Raw genomic sequence first — 23125 nt, 5'->3', positions numbered from 1 at the left:
CTTTTGTTATACATGAAATGGAACAAGAAGTCATGTGTTTTTCAGAAGGAAACTTTCATTACACTAGGAAATAAAATTTTCCGCAATTAATTCATACGATTCTGTTCGGTGTACCGGATCGTGTGTAATCGTGTTGATCATTATTTCATCTGCTTGATAATAGGTTTGCAAATCTATTAGTTTTTCTTTAACTTCATGCGGGTTGCCGATGATCATCTTTTGTTTCTTTTTATGAAACGAGTCTTTTTCTTTTTGATTTAACTTCATGTGCTTTGCTTCTTCGATAGAGGGGACGCCTCGCTGTCCTCCGCCCTTATCTTTTTGTACGCCCCAAATTAGAGAGCTTAACGCGATTTCTTCTGCTTTGTCGGTTGTTTCTGCACAAAGAGCAGACACTGTAACGTTCACTCGCGGTCTATCCCCTTGTTTTCGTGGCTGAAAATTATCTTTGTACGTCTGAATGATTGCTGAGCCATCTTGATCACTCATAAACTGGCCGAATGTGTAAGCCAGTCCGTTCTTCGCCGCAAGCCGCGCGCTTTTTTCACTTGTACCTAAAAGCCACGGAACTGGCGGTATTTCTGGATAAGGGGAAGCTGTAACTTTTGCATGCTTTTGATCAATGGGGAACTGTTTGTTTACAAAATGCAGCAGTTCTGTTACTAACTCAGGCATTTTCCCAACGTTTTGTAAAAAGTTATCAGACAAAGCGTTAGCCGCTTCTGCTGATCCTCCAGGAGCCCGGCCGATTCCAAGATCAATCCGTCCCGGAAAAAGTGTTGCCAGCATGTTAAATAACTCTGCTACTTTATATGGTTTATAGTGCGGCAGCAAAACAGCCCCGGATCCAATGCGGATTGTATTAGTGCTTGCTCCAATATAACTGAGCAGCACTTCTGGTGCCGGACAGGCAAGTCCAGGAAGATCATGATGTTCTGCTGCCCAATAGCGAGTATACCCTAATCTTTCCCCAGTTTGGGCCAATTGCATCGATGCCGTCAATGCATGTTGGGCTGTCTGATCAAAAGATATAGGAGATAGATCTAATATACTTAACTTCATCGCTGCTACGCCTTCTTTCTATTTCACCTCAATCAATCGTAAATGAAAATCAGCTGTCTGTCCTTTTTTATATAGATTGGTAATAGAGGTGAAGTATTGTTGAATGGTTCCTGTAAACGTGATATCACGCTCTGGAACCGCTACGTCAAATGTACCTCTGTACAGTAAAGTAGTTATGTCATGATATTGTTCACTGTTCACTTTAAAATCAATAGAAATTTGATGAAAACCGTTTAGATTATTTTCATCATAACCATTTATTTTAAGCTTGGTGTCATTTAGCCATATTTCTTTAACCAAAAGCACTCTCCTCCTTTTCTTTCGCAGTTCCTTATATTATAGAAAAACTTGACTTACCGCCAACCTTATGGCAGAAGGCGTAGTTTTACTTATACGTTGATCTTTTAACAAAGTATAAAAAATCCGCTGAGATCTTTTTCTCAACGGATTAATACCCTCATTAGTTGTGTACAAAAAATTGTTTTTCGAGCCAATGAACAACGTTATTTACAGCACCATCTAGAAATGAAATGGTTGCTTCATCTACAAGTTTTCCCTCATCATTTACTTTTTCATGTACATTTCCTATTAATACTTCATTACCAGGAAGAACAGGAGAAGATAAACCAGGTGCAAATAAAATATCACGTAAATGGGATTGTGCTTTCACAGTGCCAAGCGCTCCCATTGATGCTCCTACGATCCAAGACGGTTTTCCAATCATCACTTGATCGACCCGCGACAGCCAATCAATTGCATTTTTAAGCGCACCGGAAATCGAACCGTTATATTCTGGCGTTACCCATAAAACGGCATCTGCATCTGCTACCTTTTTCTTAAACTCAGCCACTTCTTCCGGCGGATCGTTTTCAATATCTTGATTGTAAAAAGGGAGACCACCAATTTCTAAGATATCAACCGAAAATCTATCACGATATCTTTCCTGAATATGTTTAGCAATTTTCAGATTATATGATTCTTTTCTCGTGCTTCCTATAATAGCAGCAATTTTCAAGGTAAACCCTCCCGCTTATTTTTATTAAGTAACTTTCTACTTTTATTATTGTAACTGTGGTTTGATTGAATTGCTAATAATGTGCTTAGCTGTTCTCACAATGAAACTTAGCGCAATCGTATGGTGCTTATGATGTAGTGTTTTACACGCTGTCCAAACAAACTCAAAAGGAAATAAACCGTTTGAGCGGCGAATAGACAAAGTTTGTTGCGTAGCAAAATTTCGAGCTATGCACAAAACAAGCATAAAGGCCCATCCATATAATTCACTAAAATTTTTCTCCATGTTATCCATGAAAAATAAACAGTACTCCATAATGATTTCTAGTGTCATCAATGCTAAAATCACGATTATTTGTTTAATTTTTCTGCCTGGCTAAACATTTTCCTCTGATATAAGGCAACATTTCCGATGAAAACCTATAAAAACATCACCTATAGCAATGTTCATTTCCATTTCTTTTCCAATACTATCCGAATTTGTTGATTTACTCACCGTTTCTAACCAAATACTCGCCAAAAACATGTTTTTACTCGCCGAAAATCACCATTTACTCGCCAATAAGAAAAGCGCTGGAGCTAGACATGTAAAACGCCAACTATTTATAATTTCTTACCTTTTAAAAAACTCACCATGATGGTGAGCTTAATCCATTACTAATCCCCCGTCCACCACAAGATTTTGACCTGTTACGGCCCGGCTCCACGGAGAAGAGAAAAACAACACAGCATCCGCAACATCTTCAGGTGTGGTTACTTTTTGCAGCGGAGTATTTTCTTTTATGACTTGAAAAACGTCATCCGGTGTTGCAGCGCTGGCATCCGTTTTTTCGAGCAGCCCGCCAGAGACCATATTAACTGTGATATTCTCCGCTCCAAGTTCACGTGCCATATTTCTCGTAAAGCCAAGCAGTGCGGCTTTGCTCGTATTGTATTCATGGTAAGCAACGACAGGGTTTTGAAAGAGATTGGTTCCAATATTTATAACTCTTCCAAAATTCAAATCGGCCATGTCTTGTTTGGCAGCTTGTACTGTGTGAAGAGCTGCTTTCACACTTCCTTCGAACTGCTCCTGGTAATCTTCCCAAGTAAGCGTATCAGCAGTTTTCTTGTTCACCGCATCAAAGGTGAAATGAATTAAAGCATTATTAACCACTGTTGTGACCGGCTTCCCGAAATGGTCTTTCGCTTTTTTAAACATCGTATCGACTTGATATTCATCCCTCACATCTGCTTGAATAGCAAATGCTCGATCATTGCCTATGCTCTCCACTACTTCTAACGCTTTATCTGCATTTTTTACATAATTAACAACGACACTCGCACCTTCATTTCCAAATGCTTTTGCAATCGCAGCACCAAGCCCCCGGCTGCTTCCTGTTACTAACACCACTTGCTCATTAACTTTCATTAAAAAACACTCCCTACAAATAATTTTCAAAAACTGTTTCTTATTATTGCCCAATTTTCGTTGAATACTTTCTATTATAAGCTTTCATCCATTTTTTCTGAAAAAACCTGGTTTACCGCCAATTCCATAAGACCTTTTTAACGTAAAACAAGCCACCTCATACCAGAATTGCCGGATTCTGGTATAAGGTGGCTTTCTTACTTGATTCAACTAACCTGCTCGGTTTCTTGTTTTCTTCTTCTTCTGCTTTCTTTTCTTTTTACAGAAACAACTTCCTTATTGGCAGATAAATAGAACGAGTAACCCATTAATAATATGACGACAGAAAACGGAAAGGCTGCGACAATTAGAACATTTTGCAGTCCTTCTGTTCCGCCGAAGTAAACGATAATAGCTGCCATCGCTGACAACGATAATCCCCAAATGATCTTTACCGCTCTTGACGGGTTTAATGAACCGGAAGTAGACAGCATTCCCAACACAAAAGTGGCAGAATCTGCCGATGTAATAAAGAAAATAGCGATAACGACGATGGTAAGTAACGACAAAATCATTCCAAGCGGATAGTGTTCAAGCATGGCGAAGGTAGTCGTTTCCATCGAGTAGTCAGACAGAGTTGCAATGCCTTGTTGTTGAAGCTCTAATGCCGATACGCCAAAGACGGCAAAAAAGAAAAAACATACAACCGCTGGAACAAATAATACCCCTAACATAAATTCTTTTATTGTACGGCCTTTTGAAATTCTCGCAATGAAAATACCGACAAATGGAGACCAAGAGATCCACCATGCCCAGTAAAAAATCGTCCAGCTGTCAATCCAGGATCGATTGTCTGCGTTTAATGGCTCCATCCTCAAACTCATTTCAAAAAAGTTGGTAATATAACCACCGACAGAATTGGTGAACATATTCAAAATTAACAACGTAGGACCAACGATTAATAAAAGCACCATTAAAACAAAACCAAGGATCATATTGACATTACTCAAATATTTGATTCCTCTGCTAAGGCCTGACCAAGCTGAAATGATAAATAAAACAGTAGCAATGACGAGAATCCATAATTGAAATCCGTAGTTATTTGGAGTGCTGAATAAAAAGGCAAGACCTTCGTTTATTTGGGCCGAGCCAAACCCAAGGGTAGCAGCTACACCTACTACTGTTGCAAAGACAGCTAAGATGTCTATTATCTTTCCAGCGGCCCCTTCCATCCGTTTTTCACCAAATAAAGGTACAAGTGTGGAACTAATCAAACCTGGATACCCTTTATGAAATTTAAAATAAGCCAGTACTAACGCGACCAGTGCATATACGGCCCATGCATGGATCCCCCAATGGAAAAATGAAAATTCGAGAGCTTCCTTGATGGCCTGAGGAGTACCTTCTTGTCCATTTGGACTGCTTATAAAAGCATGAGAAATTGGTTCTGCAGTTGTCCAAAAAATTAAACCAATTCCCATTCCAGCACTAAACAGCATCGCAAACCAGGTTGGCAGGCTAAACTCCGGCTTGTCGTCATCTTTACCCAGCTTTATTTGATTGAACCTGGAAAATATTAAGTAAATACAAAACGCAAGCATCAGCATGATGATCAATAAATAATACCATCCAAACCTAGTAGAAATAAATGCTGTTACATTAGTTGTCACTGTTTTTAAGTTCTCTGGAGCTGCTCCTCCCCATAAAACAACGAGCCCGCAAATAGCAATACTATACCAAAAAACGAGAGTGGCGTTTTTCATATACTCACCTCTTAATCTAATGATTTTTTTCTTAGAAGTAGGAGTGATTATAGATGGATGTCAACAACATTTTCTTATGGTACATACGATTGCTATTAATTGCAAACCTCTTTACTCTGCAATGCCACGAGCGCGCACAGATTGTATCAAGTGCCTTAAGGCCTATATAGAACAGGCATTACGAAGTTTTTATATCCTTCAATATGACGTAGTTTAATCCTCCAAAAAAAAATATTTTAGGCCTCTATTTTGTAACGAGCTGCAGTACCTGCACTCACCCTATTGTTAAAAATTAAAAATGTGTCACTGAACTTCACTGAGCTTTACTGAACTTCACTGAACTATCTAACTTGCGCTCAATCGTTCTCAGTAGGTTTGGTACATTGTTTAAGCCCTGATACTATTTATATTGCGAAACGAACGAGAAGGAGGAATTTACATTGGCTAAAAAACAAATTCCACTAATAGATACAGATATTCACGAGAGAGTTCAATACAAAGATATCCTTGAATATCTTGACGAACCGTTTAAACACTACATGAAAAATTGTCATTGGATCCAGGAAAAACACATGCCTTACACTCAGCCTGCAACAGCAGGCGTTGATCGTGCAGACGCTATCCTTCCGGACGGACGCCCTGCAGGTTCAGACTTAGCATTCATGCAAGAACAGCTATTAGATGACGTAGGTCATGAATTCGGTATTTTAACCGGTGCCCTAGACCCTTCGCCTTCGTCTATGCATGGTTGGTACGAAATGGCAGCCGCTCTTGCAACGGCTTATAACGACTGGCAAATCGAACATTGGCTCGAAAAAGATGAACGTTTATATGGTTCTGTTCATATTGCATCCCAGGATCGTGACGAAGCTGTAAAAGAAATTGAACGAGTAGGCTCTCACCCAAAAATGGTGCAGATTTTACTCCCGATTGATGACATTATGTGGGGAGATCCGTACTATCATCCTATTTTTGAAGCAGCTGAGAAACACGATTTAATGATCGGCATGCACCACAATGAACCACCCGTATACTACGGCAAATGGCCAAGATACTTTATCGAGTGGCATACGTTAATCCCAACTGCTCATATGAAAATTATTGTTAATATGATCTTTAACGGTGTTTTTGATAAATTCCCGAAACTTGGACTCATGATGATTGAGGGCGGCTTTACCCATATTCCTCATTTGATGTGGAAAATGGATCAGCAATTTCGGGATTTACGCCATGAAGTTCCGTGGCTGAAACGAAAGCCAAGTGAAATAATGAAAGAGCAAGTTCGAATTACTACCCAGCCTGCTGAGGAATTGACGAAAAAGGAATTTATGTCTCTCATTGATCAAATGGGTACAGATGAAATGCTATGTTTCTCAACAGACTACCCGCACTGGGATTACGATTCTCCTTACCGGGCCCTTCCTAATATGGAGCCTGAATTAAAAGAGAAGATATTTTCCGAAAATGCTAGAGCCTTTTATCCAAAATTGCCTGATAAGAGGGAGGATTAATCATGAAAGAACAAGTTGTTTGCAAGACTTCTGATTTGCAGCCAGGTGAAATACGAGAATCCTTTTTCGGCAAGCAAAATATAATCATCTGCCGAACACAAAACGACAATTTTTATGCTTTTATGAATCAATGCATTCACCAAGGGGCTCCTCTTGGCAAAAGCCTTCTTTGCGGGGCTACGACCGGTGAGAGTACCCCCGGAGATTATCATTACTGCCATAAAGATGAAGTTATCCGCTGTCCCTGGCACGGAAGAGAGTTCGATATGAAAAACGAAGGAAGAATGCTGGCTAATCCTGACAAAAAACTTGTCAGCTTTAAAGTAAGAATAGAAAACGAGGACGTCATTGTCTATAAGTAACAAACAAGAAGGTGATTTGAAATGAAGGAAAATGTGGTAGACGCGATTATTATCGGAGGAGGACCAACAGGATTATTTGCTGCCTTTTACGGCGGTATGCGTGAAATGTCGGTTAAGCTGATTGACAGCTTGCCGCAAACCGGCGGCCAATTGATGGCATTGTATCCTGAAAAATATATTTACGATGTTGCCGGCTTTCCAAAAATATTAGCAAAAGACCTTGTCGCTCAGCTAGAGGAACAAGCCAAGCAATTTGACCCGGAAATATGCCTGGAAGAAAACGTTCAAGATGTACAAAAACTAGAGGAACAACTCTTTAAAGTGACGACGACAAAAGCCGTTCACTACGCTAAGACTGTTGTTATTACCGGTGGAGCCGGTGCCTTCCAGCCACGTCGTCTTAAAGACGAAACGGCTCAACAATATGAAGGCAATAACCTTTTCTACTCCATTACTGACCTAGAAGCATTCAAAAACCAGCGTGTTTGTGTGTCAGGCGGAGGAGATTCTGCTGTGGACTGGGCTCTTATGCTCGAAGGAATCGCAGATGAAGTGACCCTTGTACACCGCAGAGACAAATTCCGAGCTCATGAACACAGCGTCAATCAATTGAAAGACTCAACGGTTAACATTAAAACTCCAATGATCATTAATGAATTAATTGGGGAAAATAACTTTATCCAATCGATTGAATTAAAAGAGAATAAAGGCGAAACATCGGAAAATCTAGAAGTAGATTCTCTCCTTGTAAACCATGGCTTTCTCTCGAGCCTCGGCGCTATTAAAGAATGGGGCTTAGAACTGCAAAAAAATTCAATTTTAGTCAACCAGAAGATGGAAACCAATATTTCAGGCATCTATGCTGCTGGTGACATTGCCACCTATGATGGGAAAGTTAAACTTATTGCCACAGGCTTTGGTGAAGCTCCGACAGCAATAAGCCAGGCGAAGCATTATATTGATCCGAATACAAAAGTTCAGCCTCCTCACAGTACAAGCGTTTTTAGTTAAATTAAACAAGGATCTAGTCTTTATGAAGGAAGAGGGTCGTATATGAATACTAAAAAAATGTTTATAAATGGAGAATGGGTTTCTGCATCTAGTGGAAAAACACGTACCATCATCAACCCGTTCAATCAAGAAACGATCGCAGAAGTTCCAGAAGGTGATGAAACAGATACGCAAGCAGCTATCGACGCGGCGAGGAATGCTTTTGATGAAAGTTCATGGCCTCATACCCCTGGAACAGAGCGCGGAAAACTTGTATTGAAAATCGCTGAATTGATTGAACGCGACAAAAAAGAATTAGCAGAACTTGAAACGCTGGACACAGGCAAAACACTTACTGAAAGCTATGAAGACATGTCCGATATAGCGGAAGTATTCCGCTACTACGCTGGTCTAGCTGATAAAGATGGCGGAGAAGTTATTGAATCGCCTATTCCAGATTCCAAAAGCAAGGTCGTACGAGAACCTGTCGGTGTCTGCGGACAAATCACACCCTGGAACTATCCGCTTTTGCAGGCGGCATGGAAAATAGCCCCCGCTTTAGCTGCAGGGAATACGATCATTGTAAAACCAAGCGAAATCACGCCATTAACTACTATTAAAGTGACAGAGCTGATCGAAGAAGCCGGTATACCTGCCGGAGTGGTTAATTTAATCTTGGGAGCTGGTCCAAAAACCGGACAGCTTTTGGCAGAAAGCCATGCGGTTGACCTTATATCCTTTACAGGTGGTGTAGAAACTGGACGCAAAATCCTGACAGCTGCTACAGGAAACTTTAAAAAGATTGCGCTTGAACTCGGCGGAAAAAATCCCAATGTTGTATTCGATGATGCAGACTTCGAAACAGCTGTAGACCAAGCATTGAATGCCGTATTTTTCCACGCCGGACAAGTATGCTCTGCAGGGGCGCGCTTACTCGTGCAAGACACGATTCACGAGACGTTTGTTAAGGCGTTGGTGGAGCGAACCAATCAAATTAAACTTGGTAACGGCTTCGATGAGTCTACTCAATCTGGTCCGCTCATTTCAAAAGAGCATCGTGAAAAAGTGGAAAACTATGTAGAGATTGGTATAAAGGAAGGAGCAAACCTGGTTATCGGCGGCAAACGTCCGGAAGCGGACGAACTGCAGGACGGTTTCTTTTTTGAACCGACCATTTTCACAGACTGCGATACGTCTATGCGGATTGTTCAGGAAGAAACCTTTGGCCCGCTATTAACGATTGAAAGCTTCAGCACCGAAGAAGAAGCAGTGCAGTTAGCCAACGACTCCAAATACGGTCTGGCTGGAGCGGTATGGACCACTGATATTAGAAAAGCCGAAAGAGCAGCTAGTAAGTTGCGAATGGGAACGGTATGGATCAATGATTTCCATCCTTACTTTGCCCAAGCACCATGGGGCGGGTACAAATCCTCTGGTATAGGAAGAGAATTAGGCAAACAAGGACTCGAAGAATACACCGAAGTAAAACATGTCTTCGAAAACACTGCCCCCCAACCTATTAACTGGTTCTAATGTAAAGTTACAAGCGAACATTTTAAGTATACAAATGAGGCTGCCCCTTCAGTCATTACCATCGACTGAAGGAGCAGCCCTTTCTATTATACATACTATATGCTTTTTCGCTCACAAAAAGAATGGTGGTCATTAGTTGATGGCAACATCTAAATCATTTGCTGTTTCTGCTAATCGGAAGTTGGAAACAGCCAGTTGTGCTAATGTCACTTCGTTTTCAGGGTTAAACTCATTTTCAGCATTACCTTGGAATAAGCCAAGCTCATGAGAAAGAGCAACATATCCCTTATATTTTTCTGGAATGGCATCCGCATCACTAAACGGTACTTGATAGATATCAGAATGCTTCGCCGCTGCCTCTAAACCTAAGGCACGAACATACCAATAAGCCAATGTTTGACGAGTAAGCGGTTCATCTATTGCAAATGTAGAGGAATCCGTATCAATAATGTTTCTTTCTGCTGCACGTTCAATGACCTGGAAAAGCTCATGATCGGGATCGATATTCTCAAACGTTGCTTGCGGCTCTTGATCCTGAGGTGCTGGCGGAACTTCATGAAATCTAGTCAATGATTTCATGATAACTTCTAGCGCATCCCCTTTTTTTATAACATGATTAGGGTCCGTTTCTTCATCCGCAGAAATAATGTCCGATTCAATCATGTAGTTTAGTTCATCAGCAGCCCAATGATCGGAAAACACAGGCTCTGATGGTTTTTCTTCTTGTTCTCTTTTGCTCCATTTCCCTGTTAACGCATCATAGTATTCAAATCCGTCTTTAAAAGCAGGACGATAGACAAGATAATACTTGTTATTTTCCTCCGCTTGCGGATGATTTATATAAGACAAATCAACCTCTAAGTTGTTTACATAGTCTTCTAAGGCCGTTTCTTTATCAACAGTATTTTCAGCAGATGGCCAGTTTGCTATAGACGTTGAATTTCTATACAGAGACTCAAGAGAACCGTCTTCAGCCGAAATGCTGACATTCAACGAACTGCCGTTCACTAAAATATCGTTTTTTACTTGAGGAAAATGAAAGCGATAGATGCCTTGATCTGCTTTTTTATTCATATCATTTATTGGGTAAGCATATTCATGCATAATCGACGGTACATACTGCTCCAATGCCTCTAATGCTTTTTCAAGCGCTTCTTCATAGCTTAGGTTATCTTCAGGTTGTTGGTTTTGAATAGTTGGATTATGGTAATTCATAATCTCTCCAGTTTCCTTGTTCACATCAAAGCTGCTTCCATATCCTGAATTACCTTGTCTTATACTATATTGCACCGTAAAAACTTCCCTGTCGTTTCTATTGGCTTCACGAATGGAATCAATATGAAGTTCACCGTCTTCTTCTTTAACCGATAACAACTCTTCAGCTAATGCTTCCACATCCTCACGTGAAACTGCACCGTTATCGACTGTGTTTTCCTCATTACTTAACTTTTTAAGTTCTGTTTCTTTAGGAAAGTCATCTTCAAAAGATTGACCAACTTCCCATTTTCCGTTTATAGCGTGTACTCCTCCGAATGACGGGGAAGGCGCATAAACGAGACGTACTTCTGGTTCAGTACTTCCTGGCTCATGATGAAGCATATATTGTAATTCAATGTCTAGATTATTCTTTATGTCTGCAACAACGTTTTCTTTCTCTATAATATCGTCTTGTTTTTCATACTCTGCTGGTTCTGAATGAGGCTGGCTTCGGTTATAACGAGTCATTTCCCCATTTCCTAAAATAGTCACATTAAGGTTTTGATTAACGACAGGGACTCCGTTTTCCAATCGTTGAAAATAAAATTGAAATTCAACTGGTTCTGTCAACGTACGATTGCCCCAAGTAACGTGGGGTTCGACTTGATCACTTAATTCATATTCCCCATCAGTCGTTTTGTTCACGAAATCCTCTGCTATCTGTTTCGCTTCCTCTTGAGTAACCTCTGGTGGATAGAGAGCACCTTTTATATCTTTTGGTTGATAATGAAAATTATGTAATTCAAGGTCATCTCCTACAAACTCAACACTTCCGCTGATGTGCTGGTCACCCTCCCTTTTGTTAAATAAAAGAGAATGACGAATCGTCTCATCTTCCCAGCCAATCATATGATGATTATTCATCTGAAAATCCTGCTCTTCTAAGAAGTCAAATTGTCCAGGAAATAGGGAATGCAGTCGTTCTATTAAATCTTCTTTCTTAACGTCTACATCTGCCTCCTGTATTTCTACTTCCTCAACGGATTCTTCCTCCATTTGCTGAACTTGTGCTGCAAAAGCTGGAGTACTAAGGCCAACAGCTAGAACAGTTGAAAGGGAACACAAACCAACGTACTTATACTTCATATAAAATTCCTCCCTCTTATTACCTACTAAACTATCTTTTTACCAATTTATGGATATAAATATGTGACGTCTATATTATATCAGACTATTAGCATGATGATAAGGTCTCATAATAAAGGAGTGTTTTTTTATAATAGTTACATATAGTAAAATGGAAATCATACGTGCTCCATGTTTCCTATCAATGTAAAGCATAAAAGACCTTTAAGATATTTATACAACATTGTCAATTTTAAGTTACTGTATGTTTTCTAAAGCTTGCTTCACATTAGCAAAAGATTCAATACCAGATAATTCTATATTGCTGCTTACTACCGTTTGGACGAGCTCAGGCCGCATGCCTGCAGTCACTACGTGTACCCCCATCATACGAAGCATTTCACCTATTTGATGAAGCGATAGTGCAATTTGACTATTTATTGTTAACACACCTGAAAAATCAGCTATAACATGTTTTACTTCCATATCGGCAATTCTTGGGACAACATTGTCCATTATATGCTCCGCTCTATTCTTATCAATATAACCAATTAATGGAAGGATCACGATATCATCTTTAATAGGAACGATAGGTGCTGACAATTTGAGGAGTTCTGCTTGTGTATCTTCCTTGTATTTATCGGAAAGTCGTTTAAATGAGAAAAAGGTTTCATTTAAGCTGATATCTAACATGTTATTTATCCGTTTTAAAATATAAGCATTTTCTTTCAGAGACAAATCAAGTTCAACGCTGATTCTCGTTAGTATTTCATTAAAAATATCTCTTGTTGGCGGATAACGAACAACAATTTCTGAAATTTCCCCATCTGATGATATTTGCATTTCTGCATTTTTTTTACTCCACTTTATAAGGGCTTCTGGTGCAGCTTCTTTATCTTCTTCCATTAGTGATTCCCCAAAAAACTTTAAAAGCTCAATATACATAGCAATAGCTTGTTCTTTCTCCCAGTCTGGAATGTCTAACTGCATTCTGTTAAGTACTGAATCAACCACTTCTACAGCTAAAGGTTCTGCCTTTTCATGTATGTATGTAGAAAAATGTAAAAATGGGGTCATCCTTATTCACACTCCTTTTTTTATTCTAGTTGTTTTTATAAATAACTGCGCTGTATAAGCTGTGCTTTCTTCAATAAATCTATTAGTTAAATTTTATAGTCTTTTGCTTATTTTAACAAAAAAGATTATATAAACATATAAAAGAGGAACTGCCCAAAAATGACAGCTCCTTCGTCCATTCATCTCAATCCTTGTTCCATTCTTTCTATCACGCCTTAGGTTTGCGTCTCGCTTGATTCCCCAAGAGTCAGCTCTATTGTTTGCTGTTCACCATTTCGGTAGAATGTAATTTTAATAGTCTCTCCCACTTCCACTTCCTTATAAAGGATATTTCTTAAAGCATTGCCATCTGTTATATTTTCATCATTTATAGCTGTAATAACATCATATTGTTGAAGTCCAGCTTTTTCAGCTGGCGAACCAGAGGCCACACTATTTACAAAAACCCCCTCTTCAACATCTTCCGGAAGTTTCAACGTTTGTTCCCAGTGAACACTAGGAATCTGATCTAAGGATCCAATCGTTACACCAAGCTGAGGCCGTTCTACTTGGCCAGTTTCTTCGAGATCTTCAAGCACTGGAATCGCAACATTGGACGGGATAGCAAAACCGATGCCTTCTACGGCAGACTGCGCAATTTTCATAGAATTGATTCCAATTACTTGTCCTTTAATATTTATTAGAGCACCACCGCTGTTCCCTGGATTAATGGCTGCATCGGTTTGCAATACGTCAGCATTCCAATCGATTTGTTCATCCCCATTTATATCTACCGGAATGCTGCGGTCTACAGCACTAATAATCCCTTGTGTGACGGTTCCATCTAGATTTGAACCGAGTGGATTTCCGATCGCAATCGCCGGTTCTCCTGCAGAGAGAGTTTTTGAGCTGCCAAACTCCGCTACTGTATCAACATGTTCTGCATCTATGCTTAACACTGCTAAATCAGTCAATGGATCAGAACCGACTACTTCAGCCTCTATTCTTTCTTCATTAGCCAAACCTACTTCGATTTCATTGCTTTCTTGTACGACATGATGGTTTGTTACAATATAGGCAGTATCTCCATCTTTTTTATAAATAACGCCAGAGCCAGACCCTTGAGCTTCCATCCCACCGGACTGCTGCAAATTGAAAATGCCAACAACCGCATCCGACGCCTGCTCTACAGCTGATGTGACCTCGCTTGATACTTGTACACGTTCATTCGTCATTTCTTCCACTTCCATCTCGGCTTCAGACGATTGTTCTTGGCTATTGGAATTAGCTGTCGAAAGTAAACCTTCACTACTTACAAATGGCATCGTTATTCCTACTGCTGCAGCTCCAATTACCGCTCCAATCAATCCGGTGATACCCGCTTTTTTGTTTTGATTATTCTTTTCTGGTTTTCTTTTGTCATCCATTTATTAGTGCCTCCCTTTTTAAGATGATCTCACTTCGATATGTTTTATTTTATTGATGAAATGTGTCAGCTATATATCTAAAGTTTTAAAAAAAGCGAAGCGGCTTGTTCACGAGCGACAAGTCCTGGAGGGGCGGCATATGGAAAGCTGATCTTTGCTTTCCATTGACGAACCGACGGAATCTCGAGCGAGTAGGCGCTTGCGCTAGACATGTAAAACGCCCAATATTTATAACTTCTCACCTTTTGAAAAAGGAAAAGGACGCTGTTCCCTTATTATAGAAAAGCGTCCTTTTTTTGTATTTATACATGTATCACTGATTTACATTTCTAACTTCAAGAAATTTTCTTCCATTATTTGCAGTTGGCTTAAGTACCTCTTTTCATAAAACGCATGGATATTTACATCAATATATTCATACTTCATAGCTAACTTCATGAAAGTTGAAGCACGCTTTCCATGATATTGCCACATTTGCCACGGATCATCACTCTTATAATTATCATATTCCGGTTTGTTTTCCACTGATTTTAAAAAGAGACCTTCCAATAATTGGACATGCCTTAAAAATTTAGCATAATAGTGGATATGCATTTGCGGATTGATAAATTTATATTTATCAGCAAGAAGCATGTAATTAGACGACAGTATTCGTTGGTATTCTAAATTTGATTCATTTTCCATATAAGGAATGTGCTGTTGTAACGCAAAAAAGAACTGCTCCATTTTTTGTAAATGCTCTAAATACTTCATGCCGAACTGATGATGAAGCTTTCTATTTATATATCTATATTTATCAGTAAGCATAAAATATGTTTCGGCCAGGTTTTCTTCAAAAAACCAGTTATGATAAAGGTTGTTTTCCATAACCATTTCTCTCAACCAAAACTCCCCCTCTTAAATAATAAATAATGACAGTCTATGTATTTGCCTATGGGTTCGTGCCTGACTAATTGTAATACTTCCGTTAAAAACAAAGAGAGCGCCCTCCTTCAGAAGACGCCCTCTATTATTTCAGTAATATAAAACTTCTATTTTATGACATTTTACGCATCTCTCATAATACGAATTGCCCTCAAAATGATGATGACAGTTTTGCTGGATTTCTTTTAAGCGGTTTTCCAAAAAAGCAAGATAGGCTTTAGACTGTTTCATTTCCTCTTCAATTTCTTGGACCTTCGACAACATTCCAACCTCCTAAAACGTTACTGATAAATAGTGCCCCCAGACTTCTTAAATTCTTCCGCTTTTTCTTTCATCCCTTTTTCAATATCTTCTTTCGTAAAAAGTTCATTTTCCTCAGCATAATTACGTATATCTTGAGAAATTCTCATACTGCAGAATTTTGGCCCGCACATCGAACAGAAATGGGCTGTTTTAGCACCTTCTGCTGGTAACGTTTCATCATGATATTCTAAAGCCCGTTCCGGATCTAAAGATAAATTAAATTGATCTCTCCACCGGAATTCAAAGCGCGCTTTTGATAAAGCATCATCTCTTTTATGAGCGCCTGGATGGCCTTTTGCTAAATCCGCAGCATGGGCAGCTATTTTATAGGTAATAACCCCTTCCCGAACGTCATCTCTATTTGGGAGGCCTAAATGTTCTTTTGGTGTAACGTAGCAGAGCATCGCTGTCCCGTACCAGCCAATCATGGCAGCTCCAATTGCAGAGGTAATATGGTCATAACCAGGTGCTATGTCTGTTGTCAGCGGTCCAAGTGTATAAAACGGGGCTTCTTCACATGTTTCCAACTGTTTGTCCATATTTTCTTTAATGAGATGCATCGGTACATGCCCTGGTCCTTCCACCATGACCTGTACATCATGCTCCCACGCTATTTTTGTCAACTCCCCTAGTGTATCCAGTTCCGCAAATTGTGCTTCATCATTTGCATCGGCAATTGATCCCGGACGCAAGCCATCTCCTAAAGAAAAAGCAATGTCATACGTTTTCATTATTTCACAGATTTCCTCAAAGTGAGTATATAGAAAACTTTCTTTATGGTGATATAGACACCACTGCGCCATAATCGAGCCGCCCCGGGAAACGATTCCTGTCAGCCGTTTTGCTGATAATGGCACATAACGGAGAAGAACTCCTGCATGAATGGTAAAATAATCCACGCCTTGTTCTGCTTGTTCAATCAATGTGTCACGATAAACCTCCCAAGTGAGATCTTCGGCAACCCCATTTACTTTTTCTAATGCTTGATAAATAGGAACAGTGCCAACAGGAACAGCAGAGTTTCGAATGATCCACTCCCTCGTTTTATGAATATTTTTGCCTGTTGATAAATCCATAATATTATCAGCACCCCAGCGTGTTGCCCATGTCATTTTCTCCACTTCTTCTTCAATCGAAGAGGAAACAGCAGAATTGCCAATATTCGCATTAATCTTAACATGGAAATTGCGGCCGATAATCATAGGTTCTGTCTCAGGATGATTAATATTGGCAGGAATAATCGCACGGCCTTTTGCCACTTCATCGCGTACAAAGGCAGGATCCATATTTTCTCTTATCGCGATAAATTCCATTTCAGGCGTTATGATTCCTTGTTTTGCATAATGAAGCTGTGTAACATTGCCTCCTTGTTTTGCTCGTATTGGTTTTCGTTTTAAATTGGGAAACACTTGATGATTAGAACGGGGATCATTTTCATCACGATATCCATTATCTTCAGGTTTTATGTTTCTGCCTTCATATTCTTCTACATCCGCTCGTTCATGAATCCATTTACTGCGGATGGCAGGAAGACCTTTTGAAATATCTACCGAATATTCAGCGTCGGTATAAGGTCCGCTCGTATCATAGACACGTACTGGCGGATTTTCTTCTTCCCCGAAGCTGCCGGTTGTAGGACTTAGTCCAATTTCACGCATAGGGACCTTAATATCGGGTCTTGAGCCTTCGACATAAACTTTTTTGCTGCCTGAAAAACTAGACATGATGGAAATGTTTTTTTCATTTAATGAGGATGTGGTCATAAAAAAATCTCTCCTTTTCAACATGATGGTCATTGATAAAGGACGAGATCTAGAACATAGCATTGCAGCTGAAAAAGTGAAGTACATTAAAAAGCCGGATCCATAAAAGGATGGACCCGGCTTTGTATGTAGAAGTAAATTCATCAGTGATGATTTTCTAACTTCCCTACGCTGGTATGATCCAGATCAGGTCCAAAGGGTCAAGAAACTTCTACGCGTTTCTTTCTCAGCCCAGCTTATTGGACTCCCCTAGTTAATTGATTTATTCTATTTGATTTCAGTATAAATAAATATGCGGGTTAAGTAAACACTTATCTAGAAAAATAAAACTTTTTTACTTTCGGGCTTTATACTATATAGGGTTCTAATACTGATTAGGCTTGATACAACCTTTTATCTTGAATATGGCGGACACTCTTTCTAGATCCTTGCATAAACTAAAATAAATACTTTAGTGGAGAAGGTGGAAAAATGGGGTATTATCCTCCTTACCACGGACCGCCGCGTCCTCCATATTATCATCCCCCGAAAAAGCATAAGAAAAAACACCGAAAGCAGCCGTTCTGGTGGAAAAAATGGAAGCTTGCTTGCTCGCAGATTCTTATTCCATTAGTATGTTTTCAATTATTTCGAACGTTGATTTTTCCGACCAGCTTTGATGTTATGTTATTAATTATCCTTGTCAGTTTAACCGTTTATTGTTGTTTTACTTGTTAGACAGATTATAAATCAGTTTTTTGTAAAACTTGGTTTCCTGCGTTTAATCGAAAGCTTGGCATTTCACATATTAGAATGACGTGTAGAAGCTGTCCTTTAAGTCAATGGTCAGTAAACAAAGCCGGAATATATTTGCTTTCACCCTCAGGGCCAAAGGGCGACTCGACGCTCAGATAGAATGAACAAATAATGCAGGGAAAGTTATCTGTCATAAGAAAAGCGCAATCGCCCTGGGCAGCCGCGACAGGTTCTGGAGCTTTCACGCAGGGTCGCCTGCGGCCCGGAGTCGAAAGGGAAGACATAATACGTTCAGCTCATTTTAATGAACTTCTCCTAAGATCGCACACGTCGACGCATAGGATGTGCTAATGTCGCCAATGCCACAGGACGTGGCGTTTTTGGCGACGAGTGTGCAACGTAGATGTCACCACATCCCCTGTGACAACGCTGAACTGGCTTGCACAGGAGGTGTTGACTTTTGCGTTGCGACAGGACGTCGCTGTTTTAGCAAAAGTTCCTCTTTATCGTGTGCGCCTGAGCGGCTGGGCGCTGAAGCTAGACATCAAAAACGCCCAATATTTATCATTTTATACCTTTTTAAATAAAAGCTCCACTTTGGGCAGTTTTGCCTAGTGGAGCTTCTTTCTATTTTTCTTTATTTTCGGATAAATCAGGCCAAGTATCGAGATCTTGTTTTATTTTTTCTAGCATCCAAATTCGCTCTTCTAATTGGAAAGTGAATGTATGTTCATCTGCGAGGGTGCGGTGGCTTGCTCTCAATAAAAATGGATACATGCTCGTTTCATCAAGCAGCTGACTTTTTAGAAGCGCCTCGTCCCCAGCTTTGAATGGAAAATGATGGTCGTACGTTTTTATCCACGGATAAGCCTGAATAGGTTCCCACATTCTTTCTTTCATACAGGAACGGTAAAGCCATGCGATGTCATGTAAAGGATACCCATCTGCCGTGTGTTCGAGGTTAATAAATCTGTAGTTTCTTTTTTCATCTATAACGAGATGATCAGGCGAAGGTCTGCCATGACAACGTACCATTCGAAGTCTCTCATTTTCAGCAGCCGTCCTTTCCCACTTATCGTACCAGTACAAGGAATCTTTATGCAGACGATATAAAAACGGAAAATGTATGAGAAAAGCTAATTCAAATGGAGAATAGTAGCGCTTTTTTTCTATATTATCCGCCATAGCTTCTAGTTTAAGCAGCTGTTGATCTCGCTCTTTTTTTAAAAGTTCTCCTTGTTCTTTCCAGACATTTTCTGGAATGGTTTCTTTGTATTCCGTGGAACGATGAAAAATCGCCAAAGCCTTGAAAAATTCTGTTTCATGCTGCAGCCCCCGGCATTCGGATCCCCATGGCGTCAAATAATATATCAATTCGTTTTGGTTGCTGCACCATTCACCATAGTTTGTTCTAAGGACTGGCACCACTGTTTTCATCTGTTGTTTTTCAAAGAAACGGAGCGTTTGTAGGAAACGCTCCGCCTGGTGTTTGTTTAATTGGGTTTCTTTCAACGCAAATGTGCCTTCTTCCGCTTCTACTTTTGCTATTTTATCAAATGTTTGCACACGAATTGGATGGATAGGATAACGTTGAAGAATATATTCGATATTACCCTTCATTTTTATTACTTCCTGCAGCGGAGGCCGGAATATATAAAATTTGTCCTTCTTCTAAGTGCTCATTGTCCAAGCGATTGTAACGGACAAGATGACTGATTGTAATATCATAGCGTTCAGCAATGGTGTCTAGTGATTCATTTTCTTGTATGATGCACATTTTCACTCGTGAAAATTCTTCTTCTCCTTTCGTCATGACTTTTGTTAAATACAAGGCGTTGTCATCGCGGTCCGACATGGATGGACTTGTTGATTCTTCCTCGCTGCTGTCTTCTTGTTCTGTTTGTACAGTATCCTCTTCTTCTATATCCTCAACACTTGGCTCTATTGTTTGAACGTTTTCTGATTCGGTTTCATCACGACTGTGAAAAGCGGTAACTATAGGAGAGCTGCTTTCCCCTTGTTCTTTTGCTTCTACCGATTGGTTATCTATTTCATCCTCTTCTTGTTCATTATTTGATATTTCACTGTTCCTATCCTCTACAACTTCTTCGGTTTCTGTTGAAAATTCTGCATTCTCTTCTTTTTCATCTGATTGTAAATCTTCTCTCTCGTTAAATGGGTCTTCATCTTTTTTTTCTGTCACATTTTCATGAGATGTTTGAAAATAAGAAGAAAAAGTGCGGTCATATGGACGTGGAAAGTCTGGTGGTGCAGCTTCTTCAGGCTGATGCTTTGCCTCTATATCCCACCTTGGCATCGGCTCTGGCGCGGTGACCGGTTCACGTTTTTCTTCTTCACGGGCTGTTTCTTCATTTTTCATGCCCGTAATACTTACATCTGCTGTTAGTTGAATACAATCGGGTTCTGGTAAATCATAATCAAACCCATCTATTTGCACATAAATATCATCAAGGTTGTGAATCCGATTTAATGGTATAGTTACGTCCACCGGAAAAAAGTGTTTAATTTCACCAGTACCATCTTCTCGCTGTTCACCATTTTCTACATATTGAGGAGCAGGATTATCATCGGTTGGTTCCTCATTTCTCTCTTCTTCAAGTGGACGATACTCCCCTTTTAAATGAAGCCCCCCTTTAATTGCGACATAATCCAATTTTTCTTCGATCCGAATATCCGGTTCGAGTCCCAGCGACAGCAATTCCTTCATTTTCTGTCCTTTATCGAGCCACACTGATTCTTCTAAATTAAAAGTAAGTGCTGACGAACGTTCAGCTCCCATGAATGGCCCTCCTTTATATATGTTTTAAGTACTTCCTAGATTGCATATCTTCAGATGTAGTTCGTGACCAAAGAATCGCTAAACGGACAAAATACACTTCATTCATTGTTTTCTTTTCTGTGCTAATACTATTTCAATGTATGCATCACCAGCCGTATCTATGAGTGCCAAAATTATTTTCCTAATCGTTGCCAGTTTTTCATCGTATTGATAAGATATATGAGTATCTCGAAAAATGATTAAGGGGGAACTTCATGGCTAGCAAGAACAACTCATCCTCACCTTCAGAAGGAAAACAAACCCTCCCGGTGAATCCTCCTTTTTTTTATGGATGGATTATTGTCCTTATTGGCGGCTTAGGAGCGTTTTTCTCCGGTCCGGGACAGACCTTTACATTTTCTGTTTTCATAGATGCCTATATTGAAGATTTTTCGGCCTCAAGAACTGTCATTTCAAGCATATATTCAGCAGCAACATTATGTGCCGGATTTTCGTTATTTTTAATTGGGAGATTAATTGATAAAAAAGGGCAGCGTTTTATGGCTGCCGCTGTTGGAACCATGCTGGGTATAGCTTGCTTTTGGAACAGTATGCTGCTTGGTCCGATTATGATGTTTATTGGGTTTTATATGCTTCGTCTATTCGGGCAAGGTTCCATGACATTAGTACCGAATACTCTCGTCCCTCAATGGTTTGATAAACAACGAGGAAGGGCGATCAGCTTTATGACACTTGGCATCCTTATTAGTGCTGCAGCTCTTCCTCCTGTTAATTTATATTTAATTGAAACATGGGGCTGGCGCTTGGCGTGGCAATTTTGGGGGGTACTCTTACTGGTTCTATTTGTGCCGCTCGCCATTATTTTCATACGTAACAAACCAGAAGATGTTGGACTGCTTCCAGATAATGCTGGTAAAGGGGAAGATCAAGCAAAAGCAGCCGCCGCTTCTGCCAAAAAAAGAAAAGCCTCTTCATGGTCAATGAAAGAGGCCGTTCGATCTAGACAGTTTTGGTTCGCTCTGCTTTGCGCAGCTGTTCCAGCATTAATCAACACGGGAATCATGATACACCTGTTTTCTATTCTTGGAGAAAAAGGAATAGACCGGACGGTTATCGCGTTTTTATTAAGTCTCATGCCGATAGCAGGATTTATTTTTACAGTTGCAGCGGGATTTATCGTTGAAAAACTACATGTGCATCACTTATATGCCGTTAGTTTTTTGTTAAACGCAGGCACCCTTGTTCTATTAATTTATGTTCAACAGATTTGGTTGATCGTTATTTACATCATTCTTTGGGGTATTTTCGACGGTACGACAAAAATATGCAACAATATTATTTGGCCGAATTATTTCGGATTAGAAAATTTAGGTAAGCTTAAAAGCATGGCTACCACCGCCGTAGTTATTGGTTCAGCACTTGGACCGCTACCATTTGGAATGGCATTTGATTACTTTGGAAGATACAATGAGATATTATGGATTATGATGATTCTCCCCCTTGCAGCTGGTGTGCTCGCCCTGCTCTCGCCGCCGCCAGTTAAAAAAGGATAAAAATTTCAAAAATCCGGAACGGAACTGTCCCAACGTTATGGGGCAGTTTTTTGTGTAAAGAAGGAAACAGTTAGCGTATGACGTGACAAGAAAAGGATTCACATATCTAAACATTAATAAAAGTTTAACGAGCAGACTGCATCTGACTATCCTGTTTTTCTTGATATACAAAATCTTAAGTAATAAAGAAAACTTGGCTAGTTGCACTTATACTGATTTCCTCAAAATTTTAGCGTCGATGATTCATCCACGCTAAAATTTTATATTTTCCTATCAGTGCAAAAAAGCTGCCAGAATTCTATTCTGACAGCTTTCATTAGTGCCTGGCAGCGTCCTACTTTCACAAAGGGTTGCCCCTTCATTATCATCGGCGCAAAAGAGCTTAACTTCCGTGTTCGGCATGGGAACGGGTGGAACCTCTTCGCTATCGCCACCAGACTTTGAATGGAGTCGTTTGATCATCGTCTCATAGGAAACAACATCTCACGATCCTTTTTTTCTTGATAGGGAATTGCTCCCTCAAAACTGCATAACGAATGTTCAAGCCGACGAGGCGCTTCCCTTTGTATAGGATAAGCCCTCGACCGATTAGTATCTGTCAGCTCCACGTGTCACCA

Annotated in this window: 19 protein-coding genes, 1 rRNA gene and 1 riboswitch; of the genes, 6 read left to right on the top strand and 14 right to left on the bottom strand. The window is 39.9% G+C overall.

What is annotated here, in order from left to right; all coding sequences use genetic code 11:
- Nucleotides 1-63: 63 nt before the first annotated feature.
- The 5 genes from FZF09_RS18970 to FZF09_RS18950 all read right to left on the bottom strand — a co-directional run bounded on the left by FZF09_RS18970 (nt 64) and on the right by FZF09_RS18950 (nt 5229).
- Nucleotides 64-1062 (bottom strand): LLM class flavin-dependent oxidoreductase, encoded by a 999-nt coding sequence (locus FZF09_RS18970; RefSeq protein WP_158738165.1) that lies wholly within the window; start codon nt 1060-1062, stop codon nt 64-66.
- Nucleotides 1063-1080: 18 nt separating this feature from the next.
- Nucleotides 1081-1362 carry a DUF3219 family protein gene (locus FZF09_RS18965; protein WP_158738164.1) on the bottom strand — a complete coding sequence of 94 codons (282 nt, stop codon included), beginning with the start codon at nt 1360-1362 and terminating at the stop codon, nt 1081-1083.
- A 160-nt stretch (nt 1363-1522) separates the two neighbouring features.
- A complete protein-coding gene (locus tag FZF09_RS18960; RefSeq protein ID WP_158738163.1) occupies nt 1523-2077 on the bottom strand; it encodes an NADPH-dependent FMN reductase in 555 nt (184 codons plus the stop codon).
- Between the two features lie 645 nt (nt 2078-2722).
- Nucleotides 2723-3487, bottom strand: coding sequence for a 3-oxoacyl-ACP reductase (locus tag FZF09_RS18955; protein ID WP_158738162.1), 765 nt, complete (start codon nt 3485-3487; stop codon nt 2723-2725).
- Between the two features lie 206 nt (nt 3488-3693).
- On the bottom strand, nt 3694-5229 hold the full coding sequence (locus FZF09_RS18950; protein WP_158738161.1) for a BCCT family transporter: 1536 nt from the start codon (nt 5227-5229) through the stop codon (nt 3694-3696).
- Nucleotides 5230-5669: 440 nt separating this feature from the next.
- Between FZF09_RS18950 and FZF09_RS18945 the strand changes: the two genes are divergently transcribed.
- Genes FZF09_RS18945 through betB form a run of 4 tightly spaced genes read left to right on the top strand, consistent with a single transcriptional unit; the run spans nt 5670 to nt 9625 of the window.
- Nucleotides 5670-6740 carry an amidohydrolase family protein gene (locus FZF09_RS18945; RefSeq protein WP_158738160.1) on the top strand — a complete coding sequence of 357 codons (1071 nt, stop codon included), beginning with the start codon at nt 5670-5672 and terminating at the stop codon, nt 6738-6740.
- 2 nt (nt 6741-6742) lie between these two features.
- A complete protein-coding gene (locus FZF09_RS18940; RefSeq protein WP_158738159.1) occupies nt 6743-7102 on the top strand; it encodes a Rieske (2Fe-2S) protein in 360 nt (119 codons plus the stop codon).
- A 21-nt stretch (nt 7103-7123) separates the two neighbouring features.
- The gene (locus FZF09_RS18935; RefSeq protein WP_158738158.1) at nt 7124-8113 is read left to right on the top strand and encodes an NAD(P)/FAD-dependent oxidoreductase; all 990 of its coding nucleotides are present in this window, start codon (nt 7124-7126) and stop codon (nt 8111-8113) included.
- A 42-nt stretch (nt 8114-8155) separates the two neighbouring features.
- Nucleotides 8156-9625 (top strand): betaine-aldehyde dehydrogenase, encoded by a 1470-nt coding sequence (gene betB / locus FZF09_RS18930; RefSeq protein WP_158738157.1) that lies wholly within the window; start codon nt 8156-8158, stop codon nt 9623-9625.
- 132 nt (nt 9626-9757) lie between these two features.
- Here the strand turns inward: betB and FZF09_RS18925 are convergent, their stop codons facing one another.
- From FZF09_RS18925 to thiC, 6 genes are all read right to left on the bottom strand, one after another.
- Complete coding sequence (locus tag FZF09_RS18925) at nt 9758-11968, bottom strand: S-layer homology domain-containing protein (RefSeq protein WP_158738156.1); 2211 nt, start codon at nt 11966-11968, stop codon at nt 9758-9760.
- A 237-nt stretch (nt 11969-12205) separates the two neighbouring features.
- On the bottom strand, nt 12206-13024 hold the full coding sequence (locus tag FZF09_RS18920; protein ID WP_158738155.1) for an STAS domain-containing protein: 819 nt from the start codon (nt 13022-13024) through the stop codon (nt 12206-12208).
- Between the two features lie 215 nt (nt 13025-13239).
- Nucleotides 13240-14430, bottom strand: coding sequence for a S1C family serine protease (locus FZF09_RS18915; RefSeq protein WP_158738154.1), 1191 nt, complete (start codon nt 14428-14430; stop codon nt 13240-13242).
- A 77-nt stretch (nt 14431-14507) separates the two neighbouring features.
- Nucleotides 14508-14642, bottom strand: a complete 135-nt coding sequence (locus tag FZF09_RS23170) for a hypothetical protein (RefSeq protein WP_255450611.1) — start codon at nt 14640-14642, stop codon at nt 14508-14510.
- A 109-nt stretch (nt 14643-14751) separates the two neighbouring features.
- Complete coding sequence (locus FZF09_RS18910; protein ID WP_158738153.1) at nt 14752-15312, bottom strand: hypothetical protein; 561 nt, start codon at nt 15310-15312, stop codon at nt 14752-14754.
- 323 nt (nt 15313-15635) lie between these two features.
- On the bottom strand, nt 15636-17420 hold the full coding sequence (thiC, locus tag FZF09_RS18905; protein WP_158738152.1) for a phosphomethylpyrimidine synthase ThiC: 1785 nt from the start codon (nt 17418-17420) through the stop codon (nt 15636-15638).
- Nucleotides 17421-17566: 146 nt separating this feature from the next.
- Nucleotides 17567-17681, bottom strand: a riboswitch (TPP riboswitch).
- A 210-nt stretch (nt 17682-17891) separates the two neighbouring features.
- Between thiC and FZF09_RS18900 the strand changes: the two genes are divergently transcribed.
- A complete protein-coding gene (locus tag FZF09_RS18900; protein ID WP_158738151.1) occupies nt 17892-18137 on the top strand; it encodes a hypothetical protein in 246 nt (81 codons plus the stop codon).
- 645 nt (nt 18138-18782) lie between these two features.
- On the opposite strand, the gene FZF09_RS18890 is transcribed toward FZF09_RS18900, so the two are convergent.
- Complete coding sequence (locus tag FZF09_RS18890) at nt 18783-19775, bottom strand: protein kinase family protein (protein ID WP_158738149.1); 993 nt, start codon at nt 19773-19775, stop codon at nt 18783-18785.
- Nucleotides 19765-20955, bottom strand: a complete 1191-nt coding sequence (spoVID, locus tag FZF09_RS18885; protein WP_158738148.1) for a stage VI sporulation protein D — start codon at nt 20953-20955, stop codon at nt 19765-19767. The genes FZF09_RS18890 and spoVID overlap by 11 nt, the downstream gene beginning before the upstream one ends.
- Nucleotides 20956-21209: 254 nt before the next feature.
- Here spoVID and FZF09_RS18880 point away from each other — a divergent pair, with 254 nt between their 5' ends.
- Nucleotides 21210-22508: an MFS transporter gene (locus FZF09_RS18880; RefSeq protein WP_158738147.1), complete on the top strand. Its 1299-nt coding sequence runs from the start codon at nt 21210-21212 to the stop codon at nt 22506-22508.
- A gap of 321 nt (nt 22509-22829) precedes the next feature.
- On the opposite strand, the gene rrf is transcribed toward FZF09_RS18880, so the two are convergent.
- A 5S ribosomal RNA gene (gene rrf / locus FZF09_RS18875) occupies nt 22830-22946 on the bottom strand.
- Between the last annotated feature and the right edge of the window lie 179 nt (nt 22947-23125).

The organism is Alteribacillus sp. YIM 98480 (assembly GCF_009765375.1).
Taxonomy (GTDB): domain Bacteria; phylum Bacillota; class Bacilli; order Bacillales; family Marinococcaceae; genus Alteribacillus.
The sequence above is the reverse complement of the archived record's forward strand: the minus strand, read 5'-3'. Positions and strand labels throughout refer to the sequence as shown.

Coding starts and splice junctions, on each gene's coding strand:
- FZF09_RS18890 (WP_158738149.1), bottom strand. CDS start 19,775: ATGAAGGGTAATATCGAATATATTCTTCAACGTTATCCTATCCATCCA.
- FZF09_RS18880 (WP_158738147.1), top strand. CDS start 21,210: ATGGCTAGCAAGAACAACTCATCCTCACCTTCAGAAGGAAAACAAACC.
- FZF09_RS18920 (WP_158738155.1), bottom strand. CDS start 13,024: ATGACCCCATTTTTACATTTTTCTACATACATACATGAAAAGGCAGAA.
- FZF09_RS18970 (WP_158738165.1), bottom strand. CDS start 1,062: ATGAAGTTAAGTATATTAGATCTATCTCCTATATCTTTTGATCAGACA.
- betB (WP_158738157.1), top strand. CDS start 8,156: ATGAATACTAAAAAAATGTTTATAAATGGAGAATGGGTTTCTGCATCT.
- FZF09_RS18925 (WP_158738156.1), bottom strand. CDS start 11,968: ATGAAGTATAAGTACGTTGGTTTGTGTTCCCTTTCAACTGTTCTAGCT.
- spoVID (WP_158738148.1), bottom strand. CDS start 20,955: ATGGGAGCTGAACGTTCGTCAGCACTTACTTTTAATTTAGAAGAATCA.
- FZF09_RS18940 (WP_158738159.1), top strand. CDS start 6,743: ATGAAAGAACAAGTTGTTTGCAAGACTTCTGATTTGCAGCCAGGTGAA.
- FZF09_RS18935 (WP_158738158.1), top strand. CDS start 7,124: ATGAAGGAAAATGTGGTAGACGCGATTATTATCGGAGGAGGACCAACA.
- FZF09_RS23170 (WP_255450611.1), bottom strand. CDS start 14,642: ATGTCTAGCGCAAGCGCCTACTCGCTCGAGATTCCGTCGGTTCGTCAA.
- FZF09_RS18900 (WP_158738151.1), top strand. CDS start 17,892: ATGGGGTATTATCCTCCTTACCACGGACCGCCGCGTCCTCCATATTAT.
- thiC (WP_158738152.1), bottom strand. CDS start 17,420: ATGACCACATCCTCATTAAATGAAAAAAACATTTCCATCATGTCTAGT.
- FZF09_RS18955 (WP_158738162.1), bottom strand. CDS start 3,487: ATGAAAGTTAATGAGCAAGTGGTGTTAGTAACAGGAAGCAGCCGGGGG.
- FZF09_RS18915 (WP_158738154.1), bottom strand. CDS start 14,430: ATGGATGACAAAAGAAAACCAGAAAAGAATAATCAAAACAAAAAAGCG.
- FZF09_RS18950 (WP_158738161.1), bottom strand. CDS start 5,229: ATGAAAAACGCCACTCTCGTTTTTTGGTATAGTATTGCTATTTGCGGG.